The following is a 19,323-nucleotide window of genomic DNA, read 5'->3' on the forward strand; positions in this document are numbered from 1 at the left end:
CCCCAAAATCAGACGGCCTCATCCTAAAGATCCCTGGAAGTCCCCTATTCAAAGCCGGTTTTGGCGGGATCCCACCCTCTAGGGCGGCAAATAGTCGCCTTCCCGCGTTTCCGACTTTTGTAAAATAGGGAGGACTGTCTCCTATTGCCGGCTGCCCAGCCCGCACCAACAGATTTGCCATGACCTCAACTCCTCTTGCTGCTGCCCACGCTGTTGCTTGGGATCCCCTTGACCCGCAGGTGCGCCCGGATCCCCAGGGCCGGTTTGGGCCGTTTGGGGGCCGCTTTGTACCGGAAACCCTGATGAGCGCCCTGACGGAGCTGGAGGAAGCCTTTGAGCGGCACTGGCAGGATCCCGAGTTTCGCGCCGAGTTGCACAGCTTGTTGCGGGATTTTGTCGGGCGGCCCAGCCCGCTTTACTTTGCCCAGCGGCTTACCGAACACTACGGCGGCCCCCAGATCTACCTCAAACGGGAAGACCTCAACCACACCGGCGCCCACAAGATCAACAACGCCCTCGGCCAAGTGCTGCTGGCGGTGCGCATGGGCAAGCGGCGGATCATCGCCGAGACCGGCGCCGGCCAACATGGGGTGGCCACGGCAACGGTGTGCGCCCGCTTCGGCCTGGAATGCGTCATCTACATGGGGGCGCTGGACATGGAGCGGCAGGCCCCCAACGTGCAGCGGATGCGCCTGTTGGGCGCTGAGGTGCGCGGGGTGGAAGCCGGCACAGCCACCCTCAAAGATGCCCTCTCCGAGGCCATCCGCGACTGGGTAACCCATGTGGAGACCACCCACTACGTCATTGGCACGGTGGCCGGGCCCCACCCCTACCCGAAGCTGGTGCGGGCCTTTCACGATGTCATTGGCCAGGAGACGCGGCAGCAGTGTCAGGAGAAATGGGGAGGGTTGCCGGACGTGTTGCTGGCCTGTGTGGGCGGCGGCTCCAATGCCCTGGGCCTGTTCAACGAGTTTATCCGCGATCCTCAGGTGCGGCTCATCGGTATTGAGGCTGCCGGGGAGGGTTTGCACACATCCCGCCACGCCGCCACCCTCAACCGCGGTCGCATTGGGGTCTTGCACGGGGCCATGAGCTACCTGTTGCAAGATGAAGAAGGCCAGGTGCAGGAGGCCCATTCCATCAGCGCCGGCCTGGATTACCCTGGCGTAGGGCCGGAGCACAGCTACCTAAAAGAGATTGGGCGGGCCGAGTACTACGCGGTTACCGACGACGAGGCGGTGGAGGCGCTGCTGCTGCTGTCGCGCCTGGAGGGGATCATCCCCGCCCTGGAGACAGCCCATGCCCTGGCCTACCTGAAGACTTTGGCGCCGCAGCTTGGCCCCCAGCAGCGGGTGGTGGTCAATTGCTCCGGGCGAGGCGACAAGGACTTGAACACCGTTTTCCAGTACCTGCAGCAGCGGGGGCGTAGCCTAGCCTAGAGTTGGGTTGCCAACCCTCTCTCCCTTGCCAAGGGGATCCCTGCCCATGTCCACCTTTGCCGTTCGCCTGCTCGGCCTACTGACCTTGTTTCTGGGGGCGGGGCTAGTGCTGCTGGTTGGATCCCAGCCAGAGGTTTCCGGGCGCGTTGGCGGGATCCCGTCCCCGGCCACGACTTTCTGGGCAGGCGCCTTGGTCGACCCCAGGGAGGAAGAGGCGAAGGGGACAGGGATCCCCGCTCCCGGCCAGCCGCCACCCCTTCCTGAGACGCTGCCGGCCCTGGCGCGGCAGGCCATCGCCCACTACTTCGCCACTGGCCAGGTGCTGCCCGCCCCAGAAGAGATCCCGCCCCACTGGCGGCGCCCGGCGGGAGTTTTTGTTACGGTGACCAGGGAGGGGCGGCCCCGCGGCTGTTGGGGCAGCTTGGATCCCGGCGGCGAGGATCTGGCCAGGGCCACCATCCGGGCAGCGGTGGGGGCTGTTACCCGCGACTGGCGCTATCCGCCCCTGCGACCTGGGGAGCTGGAGTCGGCGTCCATCCAGGTGGCCATCGTGCGACGGGTGGTGCCCATCCCCTCGCTGGAGCAGGTGGATCCCACACGCATGGGCCTGTTCATTCGCACGGGCACGCGGGGGGCGGTGTTGCTGCCCGGAGAAGCCCTGACAACGGAATGGCAGCTTTCCACCGCCAAAAGGTTGGCCGGGATCCCTGCGGATCAGCCAGTGGAGCTGTTTCGCGTGGAGGCGGAGCTGCTGCATGAGTTTTGAGGCCCAACCCGACCGGTGGCTGGCGGCGGTGCTGGGCAACACCCACGTGCGCTGGGGCTGGTTTGTGGGGGAGACCTTGGTCAAGGTGGAACAGTTCCCTGCCCACCGGCCCTTGTCCTGGCCGGAAGAGACGGAGCTGTGGCTGGCTGCCGTTGGCTCTGCCCCTTTGCCGCCGGGATCCCCGTGGGTGCATTGCCTTGGACTCTCCCAGGTGCCGCTGCGGGATCCCTACCCCGGCCTGGGGCTGGATCGGGCGCTGGCCGTCTGGGCTGCCGGCATCCACTACGGCTGGCCCTGTCTGGTCATCGACGCCGGCACCGCCCTAACCCTGACGGGGGCTGACCCGGAGGGATCCCTGCTGGGAGGGGCGATCCTGCCCGGCCTAGGGCTGCAGGCACAGGCACTGGCCGACCACACCGCCCGCCTGCCCAAAGTGGAGTGGGAGGCAGCGGATCCCTTGCCCCCCCGCTGGGCCAGGGACACTGGGGCTGCCATCCGCAGCGGCATTCTCCACACCCTGCTGGCCGGCTTGCAGGACTTCATCGTCGACTGGCGGCGCCGCTTTCCCCAGGGGCCCCTGCTAGTAACCGGCGGCGATGGCGAGCTGCTCTACGCCCACCTGCGCCCCCTGGACAGGGAACTGCACTGGGATCCCCACCTGGTGTTGCGGGGGATCGCCGGCTGCCGTCAGTTGCACCGCGCTGCTCGGCAGTTCCCTGGTGCAGAATAGAAAACAGTCGCTTGGGGGCTTTTTATCCCCAACCCTAGAGCTCGCTCAGGCCTCGAAGGACTCTGTCCTGCTAGCGCAAACGGAGCGGGCAGCTTCTCTACCTCTTGGCAACCCAGGGATCCCATGGCCAACGGCAACTCCTTCGGCGTCTTGTTTTGCGTCACCACCTACGGTGAGTCCCACGGGGGGGCGGTGGGGGTGGTGGTGGACGGCTGCCCACCGCGGCTGCCCTTGAGCGAGGCCGACATCCAGGCGGAGCTGGATCGGCGCCGCCCCGGCCAGAGCTCCATCACCACGCCGCGCCAGGAGGCGGATCGCTGCGAGATCCTCTCCGGGGTTTTCCAGGGCTTTACGCTGGGCACGCCCATCCACATCCTGGTGCGCAACCAGGACGCCCGCCCCCAGGACTACCGCGAAATGGCCACCACCTTTCGCCCTTCCCATGCTGATGCCACCTACCAGGCCAAGTACGGCATCCGCAACTGGCAGGGGGGAGGACGGGCCTCGGCGCGGGAGACCATTGGCCGGGTGGCCGCCGGGGCCATTGCCAAGAAGATCCTGCGTCTGGCGGCAGGGGTGGAGATCCTGGCCTATGTGCAGCGGGTCAAAGACGTGGAGGCGCAGGTGGATCCCAGCTCAGTAACAGCCGAGCAGGTGGAAGCCAACATTGTCCGCTGCCCCGACCCAGAAGCGGCGGCGGCAATGATTGAGAAAATCGAAGCAGCGGCGCGGGAAGGGGATTCTCTCGGGGGAGTGGTGGAGTGCGTGGCCCGCAATGTGCCCCGCGGGCTGGGCTGCCCCGTGTTTGACAAACTAGAAGCCGACCTGGCCAAGGCGGTGATGTCGCTGCCGGCCAGCAAGGGGTTTGAGATTGGGTCGGGGTTTGCCGGCACCTACCTGACGGGCAAGCAGCACAACGATGAGTTTTACATGACCCCCAGCGGCTGGCGCACCCGCAGCAACCGCTCCGGCGGCATCCAGGGGGGCATCAGCAACGGGGAAGATATCGTCCTGCGGGTGGCCTTCAAGCCCACCGCCACCATTCGCCAGCCCCAAAGCACGGTCACCCTCGACGGGCAGGAGACGGTCTTGGCGGCGCGGGGGCGCCACGATCCCTGTGTGCTGCCGCGGGCGGTGCCGATGGTGGAGGCGATGGTGGCTTTGGTGCTCTGTGACCATCTGCTGCGCCACCACGGCCAGTGCGGATCCCTAGTCTTGCCGGAGGTGCCCATTCCTGCCGTTCCTGTGCCCCACAGTTAGCGGCAGCCGGTCGGAGCCCTTGCGGAGATCCTGATTGCGCCAGCGGGATCGAGTCTTTGTATCCTGAGAAAGAGGCGGGATCCCTGCTCATGGCCAAGGCCAAAACCGTCTGGGAGTGTAGCCAGTGCGGCGAGCGCTATCCCAAGTTTTTGGGCCGCTGCGACAACTGTGGCGCCTGGAATACCCTGACGGAGGTGGTTCTCACCCCCTCTCCCAAGTCTGGGTCACCCCAGCGTCTTGTCCCCCCGCGCAGCCGCGGCAGCGGGATCCCCCAGGCAGCCCTTCCTCTCGCTCAGGTGCACTCGGATCGCCACCCCCGCCTTTCCTCGGGCTTTGGCGAGTTCGACCGCGTGTTGGGGGGCGGCATTGTACCGGGATCCCTGGTGTTGATCGGCGGCGATCCGGGCATTGGCAAAAGCACTCTGCTGCTGCAGACTGCCGCTCATCTGGCCAAGGGCGGGCCTGTCTTGTACGTGTCGGGGGAGGAATCGGCCCAACAGATTAAGCTGCGTGCAGATCGCCTCGGCGGGACGGAGGGGCTGGGGATAGAAAGCGAGCAGCTCTACCTATTGGCCGAGACCGAGCTGGAGGCCATTCTGGCCGAGATCCAGGCTCTGCAGCCGCAGGTGACCATCATTGACAGCATTCAGGCCATCTTCTGGGGGCAGCTTAGCTCAGCGCCGGGATCCGTCTCCCAGGTGCGGGAATGTGCCGGCCTCTTGATGCGGGTGGCCAAAAAACTGGGGGTGGCCCTGCTCATCGTTGGCCATGTCACCAAAGATGGATCCCTGGCCGGGCCCAAGGTGCTGGAGCACTTAGTGGACACCGTCTTGTACTTCGAGGGGGATCGCTTTCAGAGCCACCGCCTGCTGCGCGCCGTCAAGAACCGCTTTGGGGCGGCTCAGGAAATCGGCGTTTTCGAGATGACTGCCTCTGGCTTGGTGGAAGTAGACAACCCCTCGCAGCTTTTTTTGAGCAGCCGGGATCAGGCCACGCCAGGAACAGCCACCATCGTCGCCTGTGAGGGCACCCGCCCTTTGGTGGTCGAGGTGCAGGCCCTGGTCAGCCCCACCAGCTACAGCTCCCCCCGCCGCACCGCCACCGGCATCGAGCCCAACCGCTTTCTGCAGATCTTGGCGGTGCTGGAAAAACGGGTGGGGATCCCGCTTTCCAAATACGACGCCTACATCGCCTCCGCCGGCGGCATCCAGGTGGCCGAGCCGGCTGCCGACTTGGGGGTGGCGGTGGCCGTGGCCGCCAGCTTCCGGGATCGCCAGGTGGATCCCTTTACGGTCTTGATTGGCGAGGTGGGCCTGGGGGGACAGGTGCGCCCGGTGCCGCAGTTGGAGCAGCGCCTCAAGGAAGCCGCCAAGCTGGGGTTCCGCCACGCCATCATCCCCAACAGCCCTGTTTTGTCCGACGCTGGCCTGCGCCTCAGCCGGGTGCAGCGGCTGCTGGAGGCCCTGCTGGTGGCTCTGCCCAGCTCCGAGCCTAGCCAGTGAGAGGGGATCCCCAACTGGCCCAGCTCGGCAGTCGATCTTCCGCCGAGAACCAATCTGCGGGCAAATGTCATTTATATCTATAGCGTTATATAGTAAAGTTTAATGCAAGGACAGCGACTCGATCCCTGCTCGGGTGGGCACCCTATCCTACAGACACTGGCGAAAGATACTGACCAAGGATCGACCTATGGCGTTGGTGGCCCTGTTTATCTTCGTGGTGTACCTGATCGTCTCCCGCTTGAACGCCCAAGCAGAGCGCTAGCTGCTCTCCAAAAGGGATCCGGCCAAAGCTGAGGAGGTCTGGCAGGATTTTTTGTCTCTTGCCCTGCTCAAGGAGGCAAGCCCAGGGTTGGGCTTCTGTCTCTGGCGTGGGATTGGAGAAGCTCTCTGGTCACCCTTTTCCCAGCAGCCTTTGCTACCCTCGAGATGGTTTCATATCGGCTGATCGACAAACAACCGAGCAGCCCCTAGCAACCCTGCAAGGGATCCCGGCATCATGGTTTCTGCACCTTCCAGTCCCCCCAAGCCCTCGACACCAGCAGCGGAGTTTCCACCGCCGCCGCCACCGGATGTCAGCAACCTGACAATCGAGGACGACCAGCCTGTGGATAGCATCTACTCAGAGAAGCTGCAGCGCCTGCTCACCAGCGCCCTCTACGCTTCCTTTCAACCCAGGGCCAAAGACAGCGGCGAGCCGATCCCCTTCTTGGCCACGGCCAACGTCGGCCTGTTCTACGCCCTCAAGCTGCCGCCGCTGGTGCCCGATGTCATGCTCAGCCTGGAGGTGGCTCCCCCCGCCAGCTTCGAGCGCAAGGAAGATCGCACCTACTTCGTCTGGGAGATGGGCAAGCCCCCCGACGTGGTCATTGAGATTGTCTCCAACCGCGAGGGGGAAGAGCTGGGCCGCAAACTCAGGGACTATGCCCGCGCTGGGGTGGCCTACTACGGGGTGTACGATCCTTTGCGGCAACTGCGGGAGTTACAGGGATCCCCGCTGGTTCTTTTTCAGCGGCGGGGGGGAGAGCTGGTTCCCTTCGATTCCACTTGGCTGGAGGAGATTGGCCTGGGCTTGACCCTCTGGCAGGGATCCTTCGAGGGCGTCAACACGGAATGGCTGCGCTGGTGTGACCGAGAGGGCCAAGTTTTGCCCACCGGCGAGGAAAAGGCCGCCCTAGAGCAGCAGCGGGCCGAAAGAGAACGCCAACGGGCCGAAAGACTTTTGGAGCTGCTGCGTTCCCACGGGATCGCGCCGCCGGAAGAGTAAAAAAAGGATCCCGTCCGTTCCTGAAATCCTCTATTCCCTTTACTCCTATGTCCACTCTCCCCAGCAGCAGTGAAGCCGCCCAACGGGCCGCCCGTCTCGAGAAAGCCCGCCACCTGCAGGAGCAAGGGATCCTGCCCTATGCCTATTCTTTCCCGGTTACCCACCTGGCCGCCGAGTTGCAGGCCCAATTTGCCGATCTCGAGCCCGGCGCCGAGCGGGAGGATGTGCAGGTGGCCGTGGCCGGACGGATCCGGGCGCGGCGGGTCATGGGCAAACTGGCCTTTTTTACCCTTCAGGATCGCTCCGGCACCATCCAGCTCTACCTAGAAAAGCAACGGCTGACGGAGCACATGGGAGAGCTGGCTTTCAAGAACCTGGACAAGCTCCTCGACGTGGGCGACTGGCTGGGAGCCAAGGGCTGTCTCAAGCGCACCGAAAAAGGCGAGTTGTCGGTGCGGGTGGACGAGTACCAGGTGCTGACCAAGGCGCTGCTGCCCCTGCCCGACAAGTGGCACGGCCTACGGGATGTGGAGAAACGCTACCGCCAGCGCTACGTCGATCTCATCGTCAACCCCGAGGTGAAGCAAACCTTGCTCGACCGGGCCAAGATCGTCCGCTCCCTGCGGCAGACCCTGGAGGAGCAGGGCTTTGTGGAGATCGAGACGCCGGTGTTGCAGGTGATCCCCGGCGGGGCGGAGGCGCGGCCTTTCATCACCCACCACAACGCCCTGGATCTGGATCTCTACCTGCGCATCGCCACCGAGCTACACCTGAAGCGGCTGGTGGTGGGCGGGATCGAGCGGGTGTACGAAATTGGGCGGGTCTTTCGCAACGAAGGCATCTCCACCCGCCACAACCCGGAGTTCACCTCGCTAGAGGCCTATCAAGCCTTTGCCGACTACCACACCATGATGGAGCTGACCGAAACCCTGGTCTGCAACGCCGCCCTGGCGGTACGGGGATCCCTGCAAATTACTTACCAAGGGGAAGCCATCGACCTCACCCCACCCTGGCGGCGGGTGACGATACAGGAGTTGGTGGAAGAGGCCACCGGCATCTTCATCGACGTGGAAAAGGGATCCACCGCCGAGCTCTTGCCCGCCCTGGCCGAGCAGGGGATCCCCGATCTCTCCCCCCAGGACTCCCCTGGCAAGCTGCTGGTCAAAGCCTTCGAGCACTGCTGCGAAAGCCGTCTGCGCCAGCCGACTTTTGTTCTGGACTATCCCCTGGAGGTATGTCCGCTCACCAAGCCCCACCGCAGCAAGCCGGGGTTGGCGGAGCGCTTTGAGCTGTTTATCGTCGGGCGAGAGACGGCCAACGCCTACTCGGAGCTGACCGACCCGGTAGACCAACGGCAGCGGCTGGAGGCCCAGGCGGCCCTGAAGGCAGCCGGAGACGAAGAGGCCCACTTTCTCGACGAGGACTTCCTCACCGCCCTGGAGTACGGCCTTCCTCCCACCGGTGGCCTGGGCATCGGCATCGACCGTCTGGCGATGCTGCTGTGCGACGCCCCTAGCATCCGTGATGTCATAGCCTTCCCGCTGCTGCGACCGGGGACAGGAGAAGGTGCGGAGGAGGCTTGAGTGGATCCCTAGAAAGGGAGACTGGCCTCTTCCAAAAGCCGACCTTGGTACTCCTGGATCTGGAGGGCAGCCTGGAAATCCTGGCAGGCCCCCTGCCAATCCCCAGAGGCAGCCCGGGCCAGGGCGCGGTTGTAGTGAGCGTTGAGGTGGCAGGGGTCGATCTCGATGGCTTGGGTGTAGTCGCGGATGGCCGCCGAGAAATCCCCCTGTTGGGCGCAAGCCCAGCCGCGGTTGTTCAAGACCCAGACGCGCTCTTGGGGATCCAGCTCCAGTTGCAGCAGTTGAGTGTAGTCTGCCAGAGCTTTGTCCGTCTGCCCTGCGCGATCCCACAAGAGAGCTCGGCAGAGCAAAGCAGTGCGCTCCTGTGGGTTCAAGGCCAGGGCCTGCGTGTAGTCGGCAATGGCCAGCTCAGGGCGATTGGCCTGCCGATGCAGATCCCCCCGTTGACGGTAGGTCAGGGCCGCATCGGCCACTCCCCAGTCCCGGTTGAGACCCAGGGCTTGGTCGAGATCCGCCAACGCCCCCTGTTTGTCTCCCAAAGCCAGATGCACCCTTGCCCGCAGGGCAAATCCTTGAGAAGACTGCGGCTGCTGCTGGATCAGCGCCGTGAAATCCGCCAGCGCCCCGGCCAGATCCCCCCTCTCTTGGTGACACAAGCCCCGGTACAGCAGGGCGGCCGTGACCAGCGCTTCCGGAGCCCCGGGGCCGGCCAGCTCCAAGGCCCGATCCAAATCGGCCACCGCCCCCTCCAAGTTGTGGCGCAGGCGGCGAACCTGGGCCCGCTGCAGGTGGGCTTCCAGAGAGAGCTTCTGTTCCCCCTCTTGGGCCTTTTCCTGGATGAGCTGGTCAAAGTCGGATTCGGCCTGCGCAGGGTGCCCCAGCTCCTTCAAGAGGGAGCCGCGGGCCAGGCGGGCCATCCCGTGGTGGGGATCCCTTTGCAGCAGGCGGTCGAGATCGGACAGGGCCGCTTCCTTCTGGCCCAACTGCAGCAGAGTTTGTCCCCGCTGCCACAGCGCTTCCCTATGGTCGGGATCCTGCTGCAAAACCCGGCTGAGATCCTGAATGGCAGAAGCCAAGTTGCCCATCTGCCGATGGGCCATGCCCCGTCCTAACCAAGCCGTCCAGTCTTGGGGATCCTGCCGCAACACCTCATCGTAGTCGGCAATTGCTTCCTGCCACCGGCCCAATTGCCGATGGAGCTCGGCTCGCTCTTGGCGCAGATCCCGCCGCTGCGGCTGCAGGCGCACCGCCTCGTTCAACTGCTCTAGGGCCGCCTGCAGATCCCCCGTCTGAGCGTGCACCCGCGCCAGATCTCGGCGAATGTCCGCTTCGGCCACGGTTGCCCCCAGCGCCAAAGCCTGGTGGTAGTCTTGGATGGCCCCCGGCCCATCTCCCAGGGCAGCCCGCACCTGGCCACGATGGAAATAAGCCAAGCCTGATTGAGGATCTCCTTGCAGAGCTTGGTCGAAATCGGCCAGCGCCCCCTGCCAGTCCCCCAGCCGCTGTCGCACCATGCCGCGGCCCAGATGGGCATTCACCAAGAGCTCCGACCCGCGCGGGATCCCAGGCCGGGCCGCCCATTGCAACACCTGCGAGAAGTCCTCACAGGCTGCCGACCAATCTTCCCGCTCCGCATGGAGTTGGCCGCGGTTGAAGTAGAGCTGGGGGTTTTGCGGATCCCGCTCCAGAGCAGCCGTGTAATCCTGTAGGGCCGCCAGCAGATCCCCCAGCAGCCGATGAACCCGCCCGCGGCTGCTGTAGGCACCGGCATCTTGGGGATCCAAAGCGATGGCCTGGCTCAAGTCCGCCAGAGCCGCGGCGACGTTGCCCAAATCGAGCTGGGCAATGCCCCGATTGAGGTAGGCTTTGGCCATCTGGGGATCCAGCTCCAGGGCACGGTTGAAGTCTGCCAGGGCGCCGCCGGGATCCCCCAGCCCCTGACGGGCCAAGCCCCGGCAGAGATAGGCCCGCGACAGCTTGGGATCCAGGCCGAGAGCCTGTTCACAATCGGCCAGCGCCGGCTCCAGAGCGTTGTTGCTCAGGTGGGCCATGGCCCGCTGCAAGTAGAGATCTGCTTGGGCAGCCGCCTCTGTCCCAGAAAGTTCGCCCGTTTCCGCAGCCCGCAGCGCTATGGCCTGAGAAAAATCTTCAACAGCCCCCTGGGGATCCCCCAACACTTGTCGGGCCAGGCCCCGCCGGTAATAGGCTTTGCCCTGGCCAGGATCCAACTGCAACGCTTGGGTGTAGTCCTCGACAGCCCCCTGCAGATCCAGCAACTGGGCCCGCGCCACCCCCCGGTTGAAATAAGCCTCTCCATCCTGTGGATCCCGTTTGATCACCTCGGAAAAATCTGCTGCTGCCCCCTGTGCATCTCCCAGATGGCCGCGCACCACGCCGCGGTTGAAATAGGCCCGCACATCCTCTGGGTTGAGCTCAATGGCCCGCGAATAATCCTCAATGGCCTGCTGCTGCTGATTCAGTTGCCGGTAAGCATTGCCGCGGTTGTAGTAGGCCACCGCCCATTGCGGGTTGAGGCGGAGAGCCTGTGTATAGTCGGCAACAGCCCCCTCGTAGTCCTCCAGCCGGTAGCGGGCGATGCCCCGGTTGAAATAGGCGCGGGCATCCCCTGCCAATTGAATAACTTGGGTGTAGTCTGCGATAGCCCCTGCCAAGTCTCCACTTTTGTAGCGGGCGCTGCCCCGCTGGCTGTAGGCGCGGCTGTTGCGGGGATCCAATTGAATGGCCAGGGTATAGTCGGCAATTGCCCCCTGGAAATCCCCTTGGCGGGCTTTCTCCTGTCCACGGGTCAAGAGGCGCGCTGCCAGAACTTGATCCACCGCCAGAACAGCTTCGTCAGGACTGGGCAGCAGGGGCCGCAGCGCCTCCAGCACCTCAGCCGCCGACTGAAAGCGCTCTTGCCAGCGGGGACAGATCATGCGATCCAAAATCTCCGCCAGCTCCTCGCTGACCTGAACCAGATCCCGCCAGATAAGCTGGCCGGTGCGGGGATCATCCCGGATCTTCTGAGGGGGACGACCGGTGAGGGCTTGGATAGCCAGAACTCCCACGGCGTAAAGGTCGCTGCAGGGCTGGGGCTTGCCGTTGAGCTGTTCCGGCGCTATGTAGCCCACCGAGCCGATCACCGTCGCCAACTGGGTCTGGCCGGGGGCAGGGCTGACCAGCCGTCCCACCTCTTTCACCGCCCCAAAGTCGATCAACACCAACTTGCCATCAGCATCGCGGCGCATCAGGTTGGCCGGCTTGATATCCCGATGGATGATCTGGTGGGCATGCACATGGCGCAGGATCTCCAAAATATCCCGCAACAGTTGCAAAACCTCGGCCTCGCCCAGCGGCTTGCCCGGGATCAGCTCCTGGCTGAGATCATGGCCGGCAACAAACTCTTGCACCAAGTAAAAATCCTGATCCTGCTCGAAGTGGGCCAGCAGGCGGGGCACTTGGTCGAAGTGATTGAGCTGGTTGAGAACCTTGGCTTCCCGCTCAAAAAGCTTGCGAGCCGTGGCCAGCGTGTAGGGATCCGTAGAGAGGGGGCGAAGGCGCTTGACGACGCAGGGGCTATCGAAGGTGTCTTGATCCACCGCCTTGTAGGTCACACCAAATCCCCCTTCCCCGAGGGGATGGAGAATGCGGTAGCGCCCCCTGAGCACAGTTCCCGCCCTGATTTTGTCTTCCATAGCCAAGCCGGTCACCTGAGCAGCGCAGCCTTTTGCTGTTTTGCAGGCTGGCTCGATTCTGCCACAGGCTGGCCCCCTTGAGCGGAGAGCCCCTGGCTCGGCGGTTGGCGGGTGTCTTAGTCTGGCTGGAGAGAAACCGCGATCTGGCCTCGCCGTTCTTCAAAATCGCCGACCAACAGTCTCACCTCGATCTGCCATTCCCCCGCCAGGGCCAGGGGCACATTCTCCACCCCAAATTGGCCGGGCCCAGCCGGCGCCACAGTGCGGCGTAAAGGGGGGATCCCCTGTTCCGGCAGAGAGAACCCAAGGGTCAGCTCCTGGGCCGGGATCCCTTTCACTTCAACCCGAATTTCATTCTCCCCAAGACGACAGGGCAGAATCCTCAGGTGCAAGTTGCCTTCCGGCCAGCTCAATTTCTCCTGGCAGGACGAGACTACCCCAGGGCCAGGGGGAGCCTGGGCCACGAGGAAGCTGGTCAAGGCCAGCACCAGAACGAGCCCCACCAGCTCTAGGCGGACGATCCGGCGCAGGGATCGAGCCGCCGCCCAGACCCCCGACCGCAGCGCCGGCAGCAGCCGCAACTTGTTGTGGGCGGCCAACCCTAGGATCATCAGCACCAGCAGCAGCTTGGCCCAGAGGTACTGACCGTAGGGATGATCCCAGTCCCAGCCGCGGTGGATCCCCCCCATTCCCACCCCTGCCAGCACCAGCCCCGGCACGGCCCAGGTGGCCACGTCGGAAAACCGCTGGATGAGGCCTACTGCGGGGGGAGTCAACTCAAAGACTCCGTCCCGCTGGCGCGAATGGCTTAGCAGGCGCTCCAGCCCCCACAACCCCCCCAACCAAAAAGCCGAGCCGGCCAGGTGCAGCCCCAAGAGGGCCATTGTTGCTACTGGATACTTGCTGGTGAGGGCATGGCCGATGGGCAAAAACGAGCCAATCACCGCCATCGACCCCAATCCGCTGGCCCAGCCAGGGCCGCCCTCGCAGGCCCAGATCAGGATCCCCAGCCCCACGAGCCGTAGCCCTGTGCCCCATCCGTAGGGAGAGGCCAGCACGCTCAGCAGCTCCGACCCGGCAAAGTGGGGGTAGAGCTGGGCCAGGTGCAAACTCAAAGCCACCAGCGTCAAGCTGAGGGTGAGCCAGGCAGCCGCAAAAGCCCAGGCCTCGGCGGAGAGCTCTATCTCACCTGCAGCGCCCGACCGCCCCCGCACCAGCCGCCACCAGCCCAGCACGCCCACCACAAACAGGCTGCCCAGGTAGATCCCCCAGCGCACTCCCACCAGCGGCCAATAGAAGGGATCCCCCGCTTGGGCTGCCCTTGGCGCTGGCAACAGCCCCGGATCCGCCGTCCCCACCTGAAAGGCAAACGAACCACTCACCGGATGAGAATCGGCAGAGATGGCCCGCCAACTGACGATGTAAACCCCTTCCGGGATCTCCGCCGGCAAATCCCCCTGCGGTGCGTTGCCCGTGCCGACCAAGTTTTCCAGGGGCAGCACCTGGCCGTTGCCGTCCAGAACCTGGAGCTGCGTGAGCTGCACAGGTTCATTGAAGACCAGCCGCACCTGCGCCGGCGCTTCCTGCAGCATCGCTCCATCTTCGGGAAAGGTGGAGAGCAAGCTGGCATGGGCAAAAACGGGCTGGATCCCGCCCACCCACAGCAGGGTGCCCAGGAGACCAACCCGAATCCAGAAGAGGATCCCCTTTTGCAAAAAAGACATGATTCCAGCGGCAACCCGGCTAGCGAGCGCCATGGCCGTGGCCGTGGGTCTCTCCTTTGTCCGTCAGCTTCAGCAGCGGCGCCGGCTCTGGCAGGTTTTTGGGATCCTCCCCCGGCTGCGCCACCTGGATCCAGCGGTACATGCCTTGTTCACACTCCTGGATGACCGGGATGGGGATAGTCTCGCCGGGGCGATCCGGCAGCCTGAGGCTGAGGCTGAACTCATCCATGAACTCATCCGGCAGGGATCCGCCGCTCCAGATCACCTCGGCCACTGTTTCGGTGATCATCTTCCCGTGGGACTCGTAGGGCTTATCCAGCGGCTTTTTCACCGTCTCAATTTTCCAGAGGGGGTGCACCATCGGCTTCACCGAGGTGGCCCCTTCCGGGATCTGCACCCGCAGGCGAATGGTCGGGGAGCCATCGCAGCCATGGGGCACGCGGAAGGTGAGCTTGGCAACGCTGCCCGCCGGGGCCTCTTTGGGATGGACGGTCACATGGGCCCAAGCAGAAGAAAGGGGCACAACGCTCATTCCCAGGGCCAGCAGAGATTTCTTGGCCAAGGCCAGGTAACTGTGCCAACTGAACATTGTAAATACTCCTTAACAACGCTAGGTGGAAAGAGAACCGGTCAGGATCCGGCCAACAAAACCTAAGGATGGTGATGGGATCCGTGGGATTCGGTCACGCTCATGCTGTGCTGACCCCAACTGGAAAGGCCCATGGACACCAGGCCGGCGCTGGCCAAGCCCATCGACACCAGCCCAAAGGAGAGGGCGCCCATGGCCACAAGGCCAATCGAGAGAATGCCGTGGGTCACCACGCCAATGGCCACCACTCCATGGGCGGAGATGCCGACGGCCACCAGCCCATGGGCCCCTATGCCAACTGACAGGAGCCGGCGGCGGGATCCCTGTGCTCCACAGCTCTGCTCCTGCGGCATCTGAGGTGCCAGGGTCAGATCTTGAGTCCTCTCCTGGGCCATTAGCCTTTGCTCCAGTTGTGCTCAGCCCGGTCTAGAACGTAGGCGGCCACGGCTTCGATTTCTTCTGGCTTGAGCAGCTTGCCAAAAGCGGGCATGGCCCCTTTGCCGTTGCGCACCTGGGCCTGGATGAGCTCAGGGGTATCCACGTGGTACTCATGAAGAGCCGCCAGAGAGAGGTTTTTCGCTGCCACCAAACTGTTGCGCCCGTTCAAGTGACAGCCCACACACTTGGCTTGAAAGACCTTGGCTCCCAAAGCCAAATCCGGCTCCGCAGAAGCCACTTGTGGGCCCCAAAAGACAGCAGCACCGACCAGCAAAAGCAGCAAGAAGAGTTTGACGATCCGCATTTTCCTCTCAACAATCTGCAAAAGACCGTTCATAGAAAAATCCAGCTTTTGAAGCCAGACCATTATCTCCGGCAGGTCAGGTCAGGTCAAAAGACAGCCTGTCAAGTCCCCCGCAGGTACCATGGGGTGTAGGATCCCCAAGGCCATGAGCGGTCTGCCCCCCGAGTTCATTCAACTGGTGCGCCAGAAGGCCGACCTCGTCGAGGTGGTGGCGGAAAAGGTGGTGCTGCGCAAGCAGGGCAAGAATTTCGTCGGCCTCTGTCCTTTCCACAATGACCGCAAGCCCAGCTTTCAGGTCAGCCCCAGCAAGCAGATCTACAAGTGCTTCGCCTGCGGGGCGGGCGGAGATGTCATCCGCTTTGTCAGCCAGATGGAGCGCCTCTCCTTTGCCGAGGCGGTGCGCCACTTGGCCCGCCGCTACCATGTGCCGGAGCCCAGGGGATCCCTCTCCCAGGACTACGAGCGCCAACTCTCCCGCCAGGAAAAGCTGCTGGAGATCTTGGCCCTGGCCGCCGATTTCTACCAGCACGCCCTCCGCTCCCAGGTGGGATCGGCAGCCCGCGAGTATTTGCACAGCCGGCGCCTGAGCGAAGAGACTTGGCAAAAGTTTCAAATCGGCTTTGCTCCCCCCGGCTGGCACTCGCTCTACGAATACCTGGTCAACCAAAAGCGCCAACCGGTCCAACTTCTAGAAGAAGCCGGCTTGCTGGTTCCCCGCCAACAGGGATCCGGACATTACGACCGCTTCCGCAACCGCATCATGCTGCCCATCTTCGACCTGCAGGGGCGGGTGATCGGCTTTGCCGGCAGAGCCTTGGGAGAGGAGCAGCCCAAGTACCTGAACTCTCCAGAAACCGAGCTGTTCAACAAAAGCCAGGTGGTCTACGGCCTTAACTTTGCCCGCGACGCCATTGCCAAGGCCGACCAAGCCTTGGTGGTGGAAGGGTACTTTGACGTCATCGCCCTGCATCAGGCGGGAGTTGCCCACGCTGTAGCCGCTATGGGCACGGCTTTGACGCCCCACCAGGTGAAAGTCCTGCTGCGCTATACCCAATCGAAGCGGCTGATTCTCAACTTTGATGCGGATCGGGCCGGGTTGAACGCGGCCAACCGGGCCATTGAAGCCATTGAAGACCAAGCGCGGCGCGGAGAAATCGAGCTGCGCATTCTCACCCTTCCCGAGGGCAAAGATGCCGACGAGTTTTTGCAAGAGCATCCTGTTTCTGAGTTTCAAACCTTGCTCAGTCAAGCTCCCCTGTGGCTGGATTGGCGAATTGAACAGGTGCTGGCCGGTCGGGATCTGAGCCGAGCCGCGGATTTTCAGCAGGCCCAGCAAGCCCTTGTGCAACTGCTGGCCGGTTTGGGTGGACAATGGCGCTCTTTATACTTGCATAAAGTGGCAGAATTGCTCAGCCGCGGCAACGGTCGCCTCAGCCGGGACTTGGAAGAAGACCTGCGCCGTGCCGTGCGCGGCTACCGCTGGGCCAAACCCCGCCAACCTCCTGCCAACAAGGGATCCAAGCTCTTACAATCGGAGTCCCATCTTTTGCAGATTTTCTTGCATTTTGCCGAGTACCGCCGCGAAATTCGTGAGACCTTGTTGGAGCGAGAGCTGCAGTTTAGTTTTCGCCCTCACCGAGAGCTGTGGCAGCGGACTTTGGAGTTGCTGGCGGCGCAGCCGGAGCTGGAAGACCAAGAAGAGCCTTTGCTGACGGCTTTGCGCACCCTCTGCGCCCATGAGGAACAGCTCAACGAGCGCCTCAGCCATCTGCTCTGGCTGGACGAGAACACCCGTGTAGCCTTGATGCGTCCACGGATGGTGGTGCGGGCCGCCATTGCCAATATGGAGCTGGAAATTCGCCAGAAACGCTACCGCTACTGGACCCAACTGTGGGATCAAGCCTTTTCCGAGGGCAACACCGTCCTTGCCGCCCAGTACCAGGCCAGCATCCAGCAGGAGTACCAAGCCATTCAAGCGCTGCAGCGGCAGGTGCAATTGAGCCTAGAAGACCTGTCGGAAGCCCCACTGGCCGAAGATTTGTGAGTCATTTCCAATAGCAATGAAACGGCTCGTTACCTTGAACCCTAACTCCCCCTTTCCAAAGAGAGAGGAGCTGGGGGTAGGGCTGTCACCGCGCCCCCTTACACTGTTTAAGATAGCCCGCTCTGCCAGTGGGATCCCCATCCGGTAGGATAGAAACAAAAGCAATTTCCAAGCCATGGAGGTTTCCGGGAGGGATCCACAATGTCTGTTGCTGGGCAGGCTTCGGTTCGGGTGAAGCTGTCTCGGCTCCTGCGGGGGATGGTGTTTTGGGGGCTGCTACTATACCTGGGGGTCATTCTCCTGGGGCTCCCAGCCTGGGCAGAAGACTACACCAAACGAGATCTGCAGGGCATGAGCTTTGCCGGGCAAGACCTGAGCGGCTGGAAATTTCTCAAGGCCAACCTGCGCCAAAGCGATCTCAGCCATGTCAAAGCGGCAGGGGCGAATTTGTTTGGGGCCAACCTCAGCAAGGCCAACCTGCGCGGGGCCGATCTGCGCGGCGCCACCTTGGACATGGCTAACTTACAGGGCGCGGATCTGCGAGAGGCACAACTGCAGGACAGCATGATGTGGTTGGCTCGAGTAGAGGACATCCAGATCGAGGGGGCGGATTTCACCAATGCCTTGATACGGCAAGATGCCCTTGCCATCCTCTGCGAGCGGGCCAGGGGCGTTAACCCCGTCACCGGTCGCGCCACCCGCGATACCCTCGAATGCGACTAGTCCTCACCCCCAGCCCCTCTCCCTCAGGGAGAGGGGGGATTGGCGGCCCAGCAAAGATTCTCTGGGATTGGGAATAGCTGTGGCTAGGAACTGGGAGCAGCCGCCTCAGAGCGGGCGGGCTTGCGCTGAAACTGGGCGAGGAGAGAGTTCCAGGCCAGGCGGGCCATCGACAACAGCCAATTGCCCTCCAACTCCCTAAACAAGTCCATGTTCAGCTTGAAGGCGTAGTTGGCTTCCGCCACAATGCGCTCGATGGTGGCCTGATCCAGTCCCAGGGCGTCCATCTGAGCGCGGTAGCGCTGCTTGAACTTGCCCTCATGAGGGATCTGCTCGAAATCGTAAAAGGCCGTTCCCTCTCCTGGCGGCAGGCCCATGGCCCGGCGGGCAATATTTTTCAGGATCTGGCCACCCGACAGGTCGCCGATGTAGCGGGTGTAGGCATGGGCAATCAGCAGAACCGGGTCTGTTTCCACCACTTCTCGAATGCGGTTGACGTAGACCTGGCAAGCGGGGGAGGGCTTGACCACAGCGCGCCAATTGGGGCCGACAAAATAATTTAAATCCTTCTCCAAGCTGGCCTTGCGCCACAGCTCCGGGTAGTAGAGCCGGCCCACCAGCGGGTGCTCTCGCAACTGCGCGAACCCCTCTTCCAGAGCGCTATAGACAAAGTAAAAATTGCCCACATAGCGGCTGTAAGCTTTTTTATCCACCACCCCCTTGAGGAAGCACTTGATGAAGGCCATATTCTCGGCCATGGTGTGGGACTGCTTGGTGCCCTCCCGCAACTGGGCCGATAGGCTGGTGTTCTGATTCTCTTGATGGTGCAGACTCACAAAACCCTCCTCGTCAAAGACGGCTGCTTGTGTCCAGTTGTTTTCAAAAACATCAATAAAGATCGCCCTGGCCTGAGAAGCTGTGTAAACCCATTTCAACCCCTTCTCATCTGGATGAAGGTAGATCCTGCCGGGGAACCCCTCTGGTCACCGCGACGCAGACCAGACCCCCCTAACAGGCTGAGCGCGCCCTCATAACGACTCGACTCAGCCTCTAGGCCTACCCCACTTTTCCGATCCCTGTTGACGACCGGCAAGCGGAGTCGGAGCAGCGGCTGACTTCCCAACGGTCAACGATTAGAATAATCTGCCTGAGTGTGAATGGATGTGAACAATCCTTAAGTTGGGGATCGCCCTAAGGTTGGCAGCTTGGGTGGGATCCAGGTGCCATTGCCCAAACTTTCCGGATGCCCCCTCGGCCCTTGTAAC

General features: G+C 63.1%; 16 protein-coding genes. 10 read left to right on the forward strand and 6 right to left on the reverse strand.

Going from position 1 to position 19,323, the window contains the following annotated elements:
- The first annotated feature begins 179 nt into the window (after nt 1–179).
- The 8 genes from trpB (at nt 180) to lysS (ending at nt 8,544) form a co-directional block, all read left to right on the forward strand.
- Entirely contained in the window at nt 180–1,439 is a 1,260-nt protein-coding gene (gene trpB, locus NW851_RS10145; RefSeq protein WP_414338227.1) for a tryptophan synthase subunit beta, read from the forward strand.
- Between the two features lie 7 nt (nt 1,440–1,446).
- Nucleotides 1,447–2,205: an AMMECR1 domain-containing protein gene (locus NW851_RS10150; RefSeq protein WP_414332924.1), complete on the forward strand. Its 759-nt coding sequence runs from the start codon at nt 1,447–1,449 to the stop codon at nt 2,203–2,205.
- On the forward strand, nt 2,195–2,935 hold the full coding sequence (locus NW851_RS10155) for a pantothenate kinase (protein ID WP_414338230.1): 741 nt from the start codon (nt 2,195–2,197) through the stop codon (nt 2,933–2,935). The genes NW851_RS10150 and NW851_RS10155 overlap by 11 nt, the downstream gene beginning before the upstream one ends.
- 123 nt (nt 2,936–3,058) lie before the next feature.
- Nucleotides 3,059–4,195 (forward strand): chorismate synthase, encoded by a 1,137-nt coding sequence (gene aroC / locus NW851_RS10160; protein WP_414332920.1) that lies wholly within the window; start codon nt 3,059–3,061, stop codon nt 4,193–4,195.
- A gap of 89 nt (nt 4,196–4,284) precedes the next feature.
- Nucleotides 4,285–5,697, forward strand: coding sequence for a DNA repair protein RadA (gene radA / locus NW851_RS10165; RefSeq protein ID WP_414338268.1), 1,413 nt, complete (start codon nt 4,285–4,287; stop codon nt 5,695–5,697).
- Nucleotides 5,698–5,830: 133 nt separating this feature from the next.
- Complete coding sequence (locus NW851_RS10170) at nt 5,831–5,959, forward strand: hypothetical protein (protein WP_414338233.1); 129 nt, start codon at nt 5,831–5,833, stop codon at nt 5,957–5,959.
- 234 nt (nt 5,960–6,193) lie between these two features.
- Nucleotides 6,194–6,961, forward strand: a complete 768-nt coding sequence (locus NW851_RS10175; protein WP_414338236.1) for a Uma2 family endonuclease — start codon at nt 6,194–6,196, stop codon at nt 6,959–6,961.
- Nucleotides 6,962–7,008: 47 nt separating this feature from the next.
- Complete coding sequence (gene lysS / locus NW851_RS10180; protein ID WP_414338239.1) at nt 7,009–8,544, forward strand: lysine--tRNA ligase; 1,536 nt, start codon at nt 7,009–7,011, stop codon at nt 8,542–8,544.
- 8 nt (nt 8,545–8,552) lie between these two features.
- On the opposite strand, the gene NW851_RS10185 is transcribed toward lysS, so the two are convergent.
- From NW851_RS10185 to NW851_RS10205, 5 genes are all read right to left on the reverse strand, one after another.
- Nucleotides 8,553–12,239 carry a tetratricopeptide repeat protein gene (locus NW851_RS10185; RefSeq protein ID WP_414332916.1) on the reverse strand — a complete coding sequence of 1,229 codons (3,687 nt, stop codon included), beginning with the start codon at nt 12,237–12,239 and terminating at the stop codon, nt 8,553–8,555.
- A gap of 116 nt (nt 12,240–12,355) precedes the next feature.
- Entirely contained in the window at nt 12,356–13,996 is a 1,641-nt protein-coding gene (locus tag NW851_RS10190) for a copper resistance CopC/CopD family protein (RefSeq protein WP_414338242.1), read from the reverse strand.
- Nucleotides 13,983–14,552 carry a YcnI family protein gene (locus NW851_RS10195; RefSeq protein WP_414338245.1) on the reverse strand — a complete coding sequence of 190 codons (570 nt, stop codon included), beginning with the start codon at nt 14,550–14,552 and terminating at the stop codon, nt 13,983–13,985. Before NW851_RS10195 ends, NW851_RS10190 begins: the two co-directional genes overlap by 14 nt.
- Before the next feature lie 62 nt (nt 14,553–14,614).
- Nucleotides 14,615–14,947: a hypothetical protein gene (locus NW851_RS10200; RefSeq protein WP_414332912.1), complete on the reverse strand. Its 333-nt coding sequence runs from the start codon at nt 14,945–14,947 to the stop codon at nt 14,615–14,617.
- Nucleotides 14,947–15,327: a c-type cytochrome gene (locus NW851_RS10205; protein WP_414332911.1), complete on the reverse strand. Its 381-nt coding sequence runs from the start codon at nt 15,325–15,327 to the stop codon at nt 14,947–14,949. Before NW851_RS10205 ends, NW851_RS10200 begins: the two co-directional genes overlap by 1 nt.
- A gap of 112 nt (nt 15,328–15,439) precedes the next feature.
- Between NW851_RS10205 and dnaG the strand changes: the two genes are divergently transcribed.
- A complete protein-coding gene (gene dnaG, locus NW851_RS10210) occupies nt 15,440–17,338 on the forward strand; it encodes a DNA primase (RefSeq protein WP_414338249.1) in 1,899 nt (632 codons plus the stop codon).
- Between the two features lie 201 nt (nt 17,339–17,539).
- Nucleotides 17,540–18,061, forward strand: a complete 522-nt coding sequence (locus NW851_RS10215; RefSeq protein WP_414332907.1) for a pentapeptide repeat-containing protein — start codon at nt 17,540–17,542, stop codon at nt 18,059–18,061.
- An 83-nt stretch (nt 18,062–18,144) separates the two neighbouring features.
- Here NW851_RS10215 and NW851_RS10220 read toward each other — a convergent pair whose 3' ends face one another.
- Complete coding sequence (locus NW851_RS10220; protein ID WP_414338252.1) at nt 18,145–18,894, reverse strand: heme oxygenase (biliverdin-producing); 750 nt, start codon at nt 18,892–18,894, stop codon at nt 18,145–18,147.
- Nucleotides 18,895–19,323 lie beyond the last annotated feature (429 nt).

The sequence above is a fragment of the Synechococcus sp. H55.7 genome, assembly GCF_047462395.1.
Lineage (GTDB): Bacteria > Cyanobacteriota > Cyanobacteriia > Thermostichales > Thermostichaceae > Thermostichus.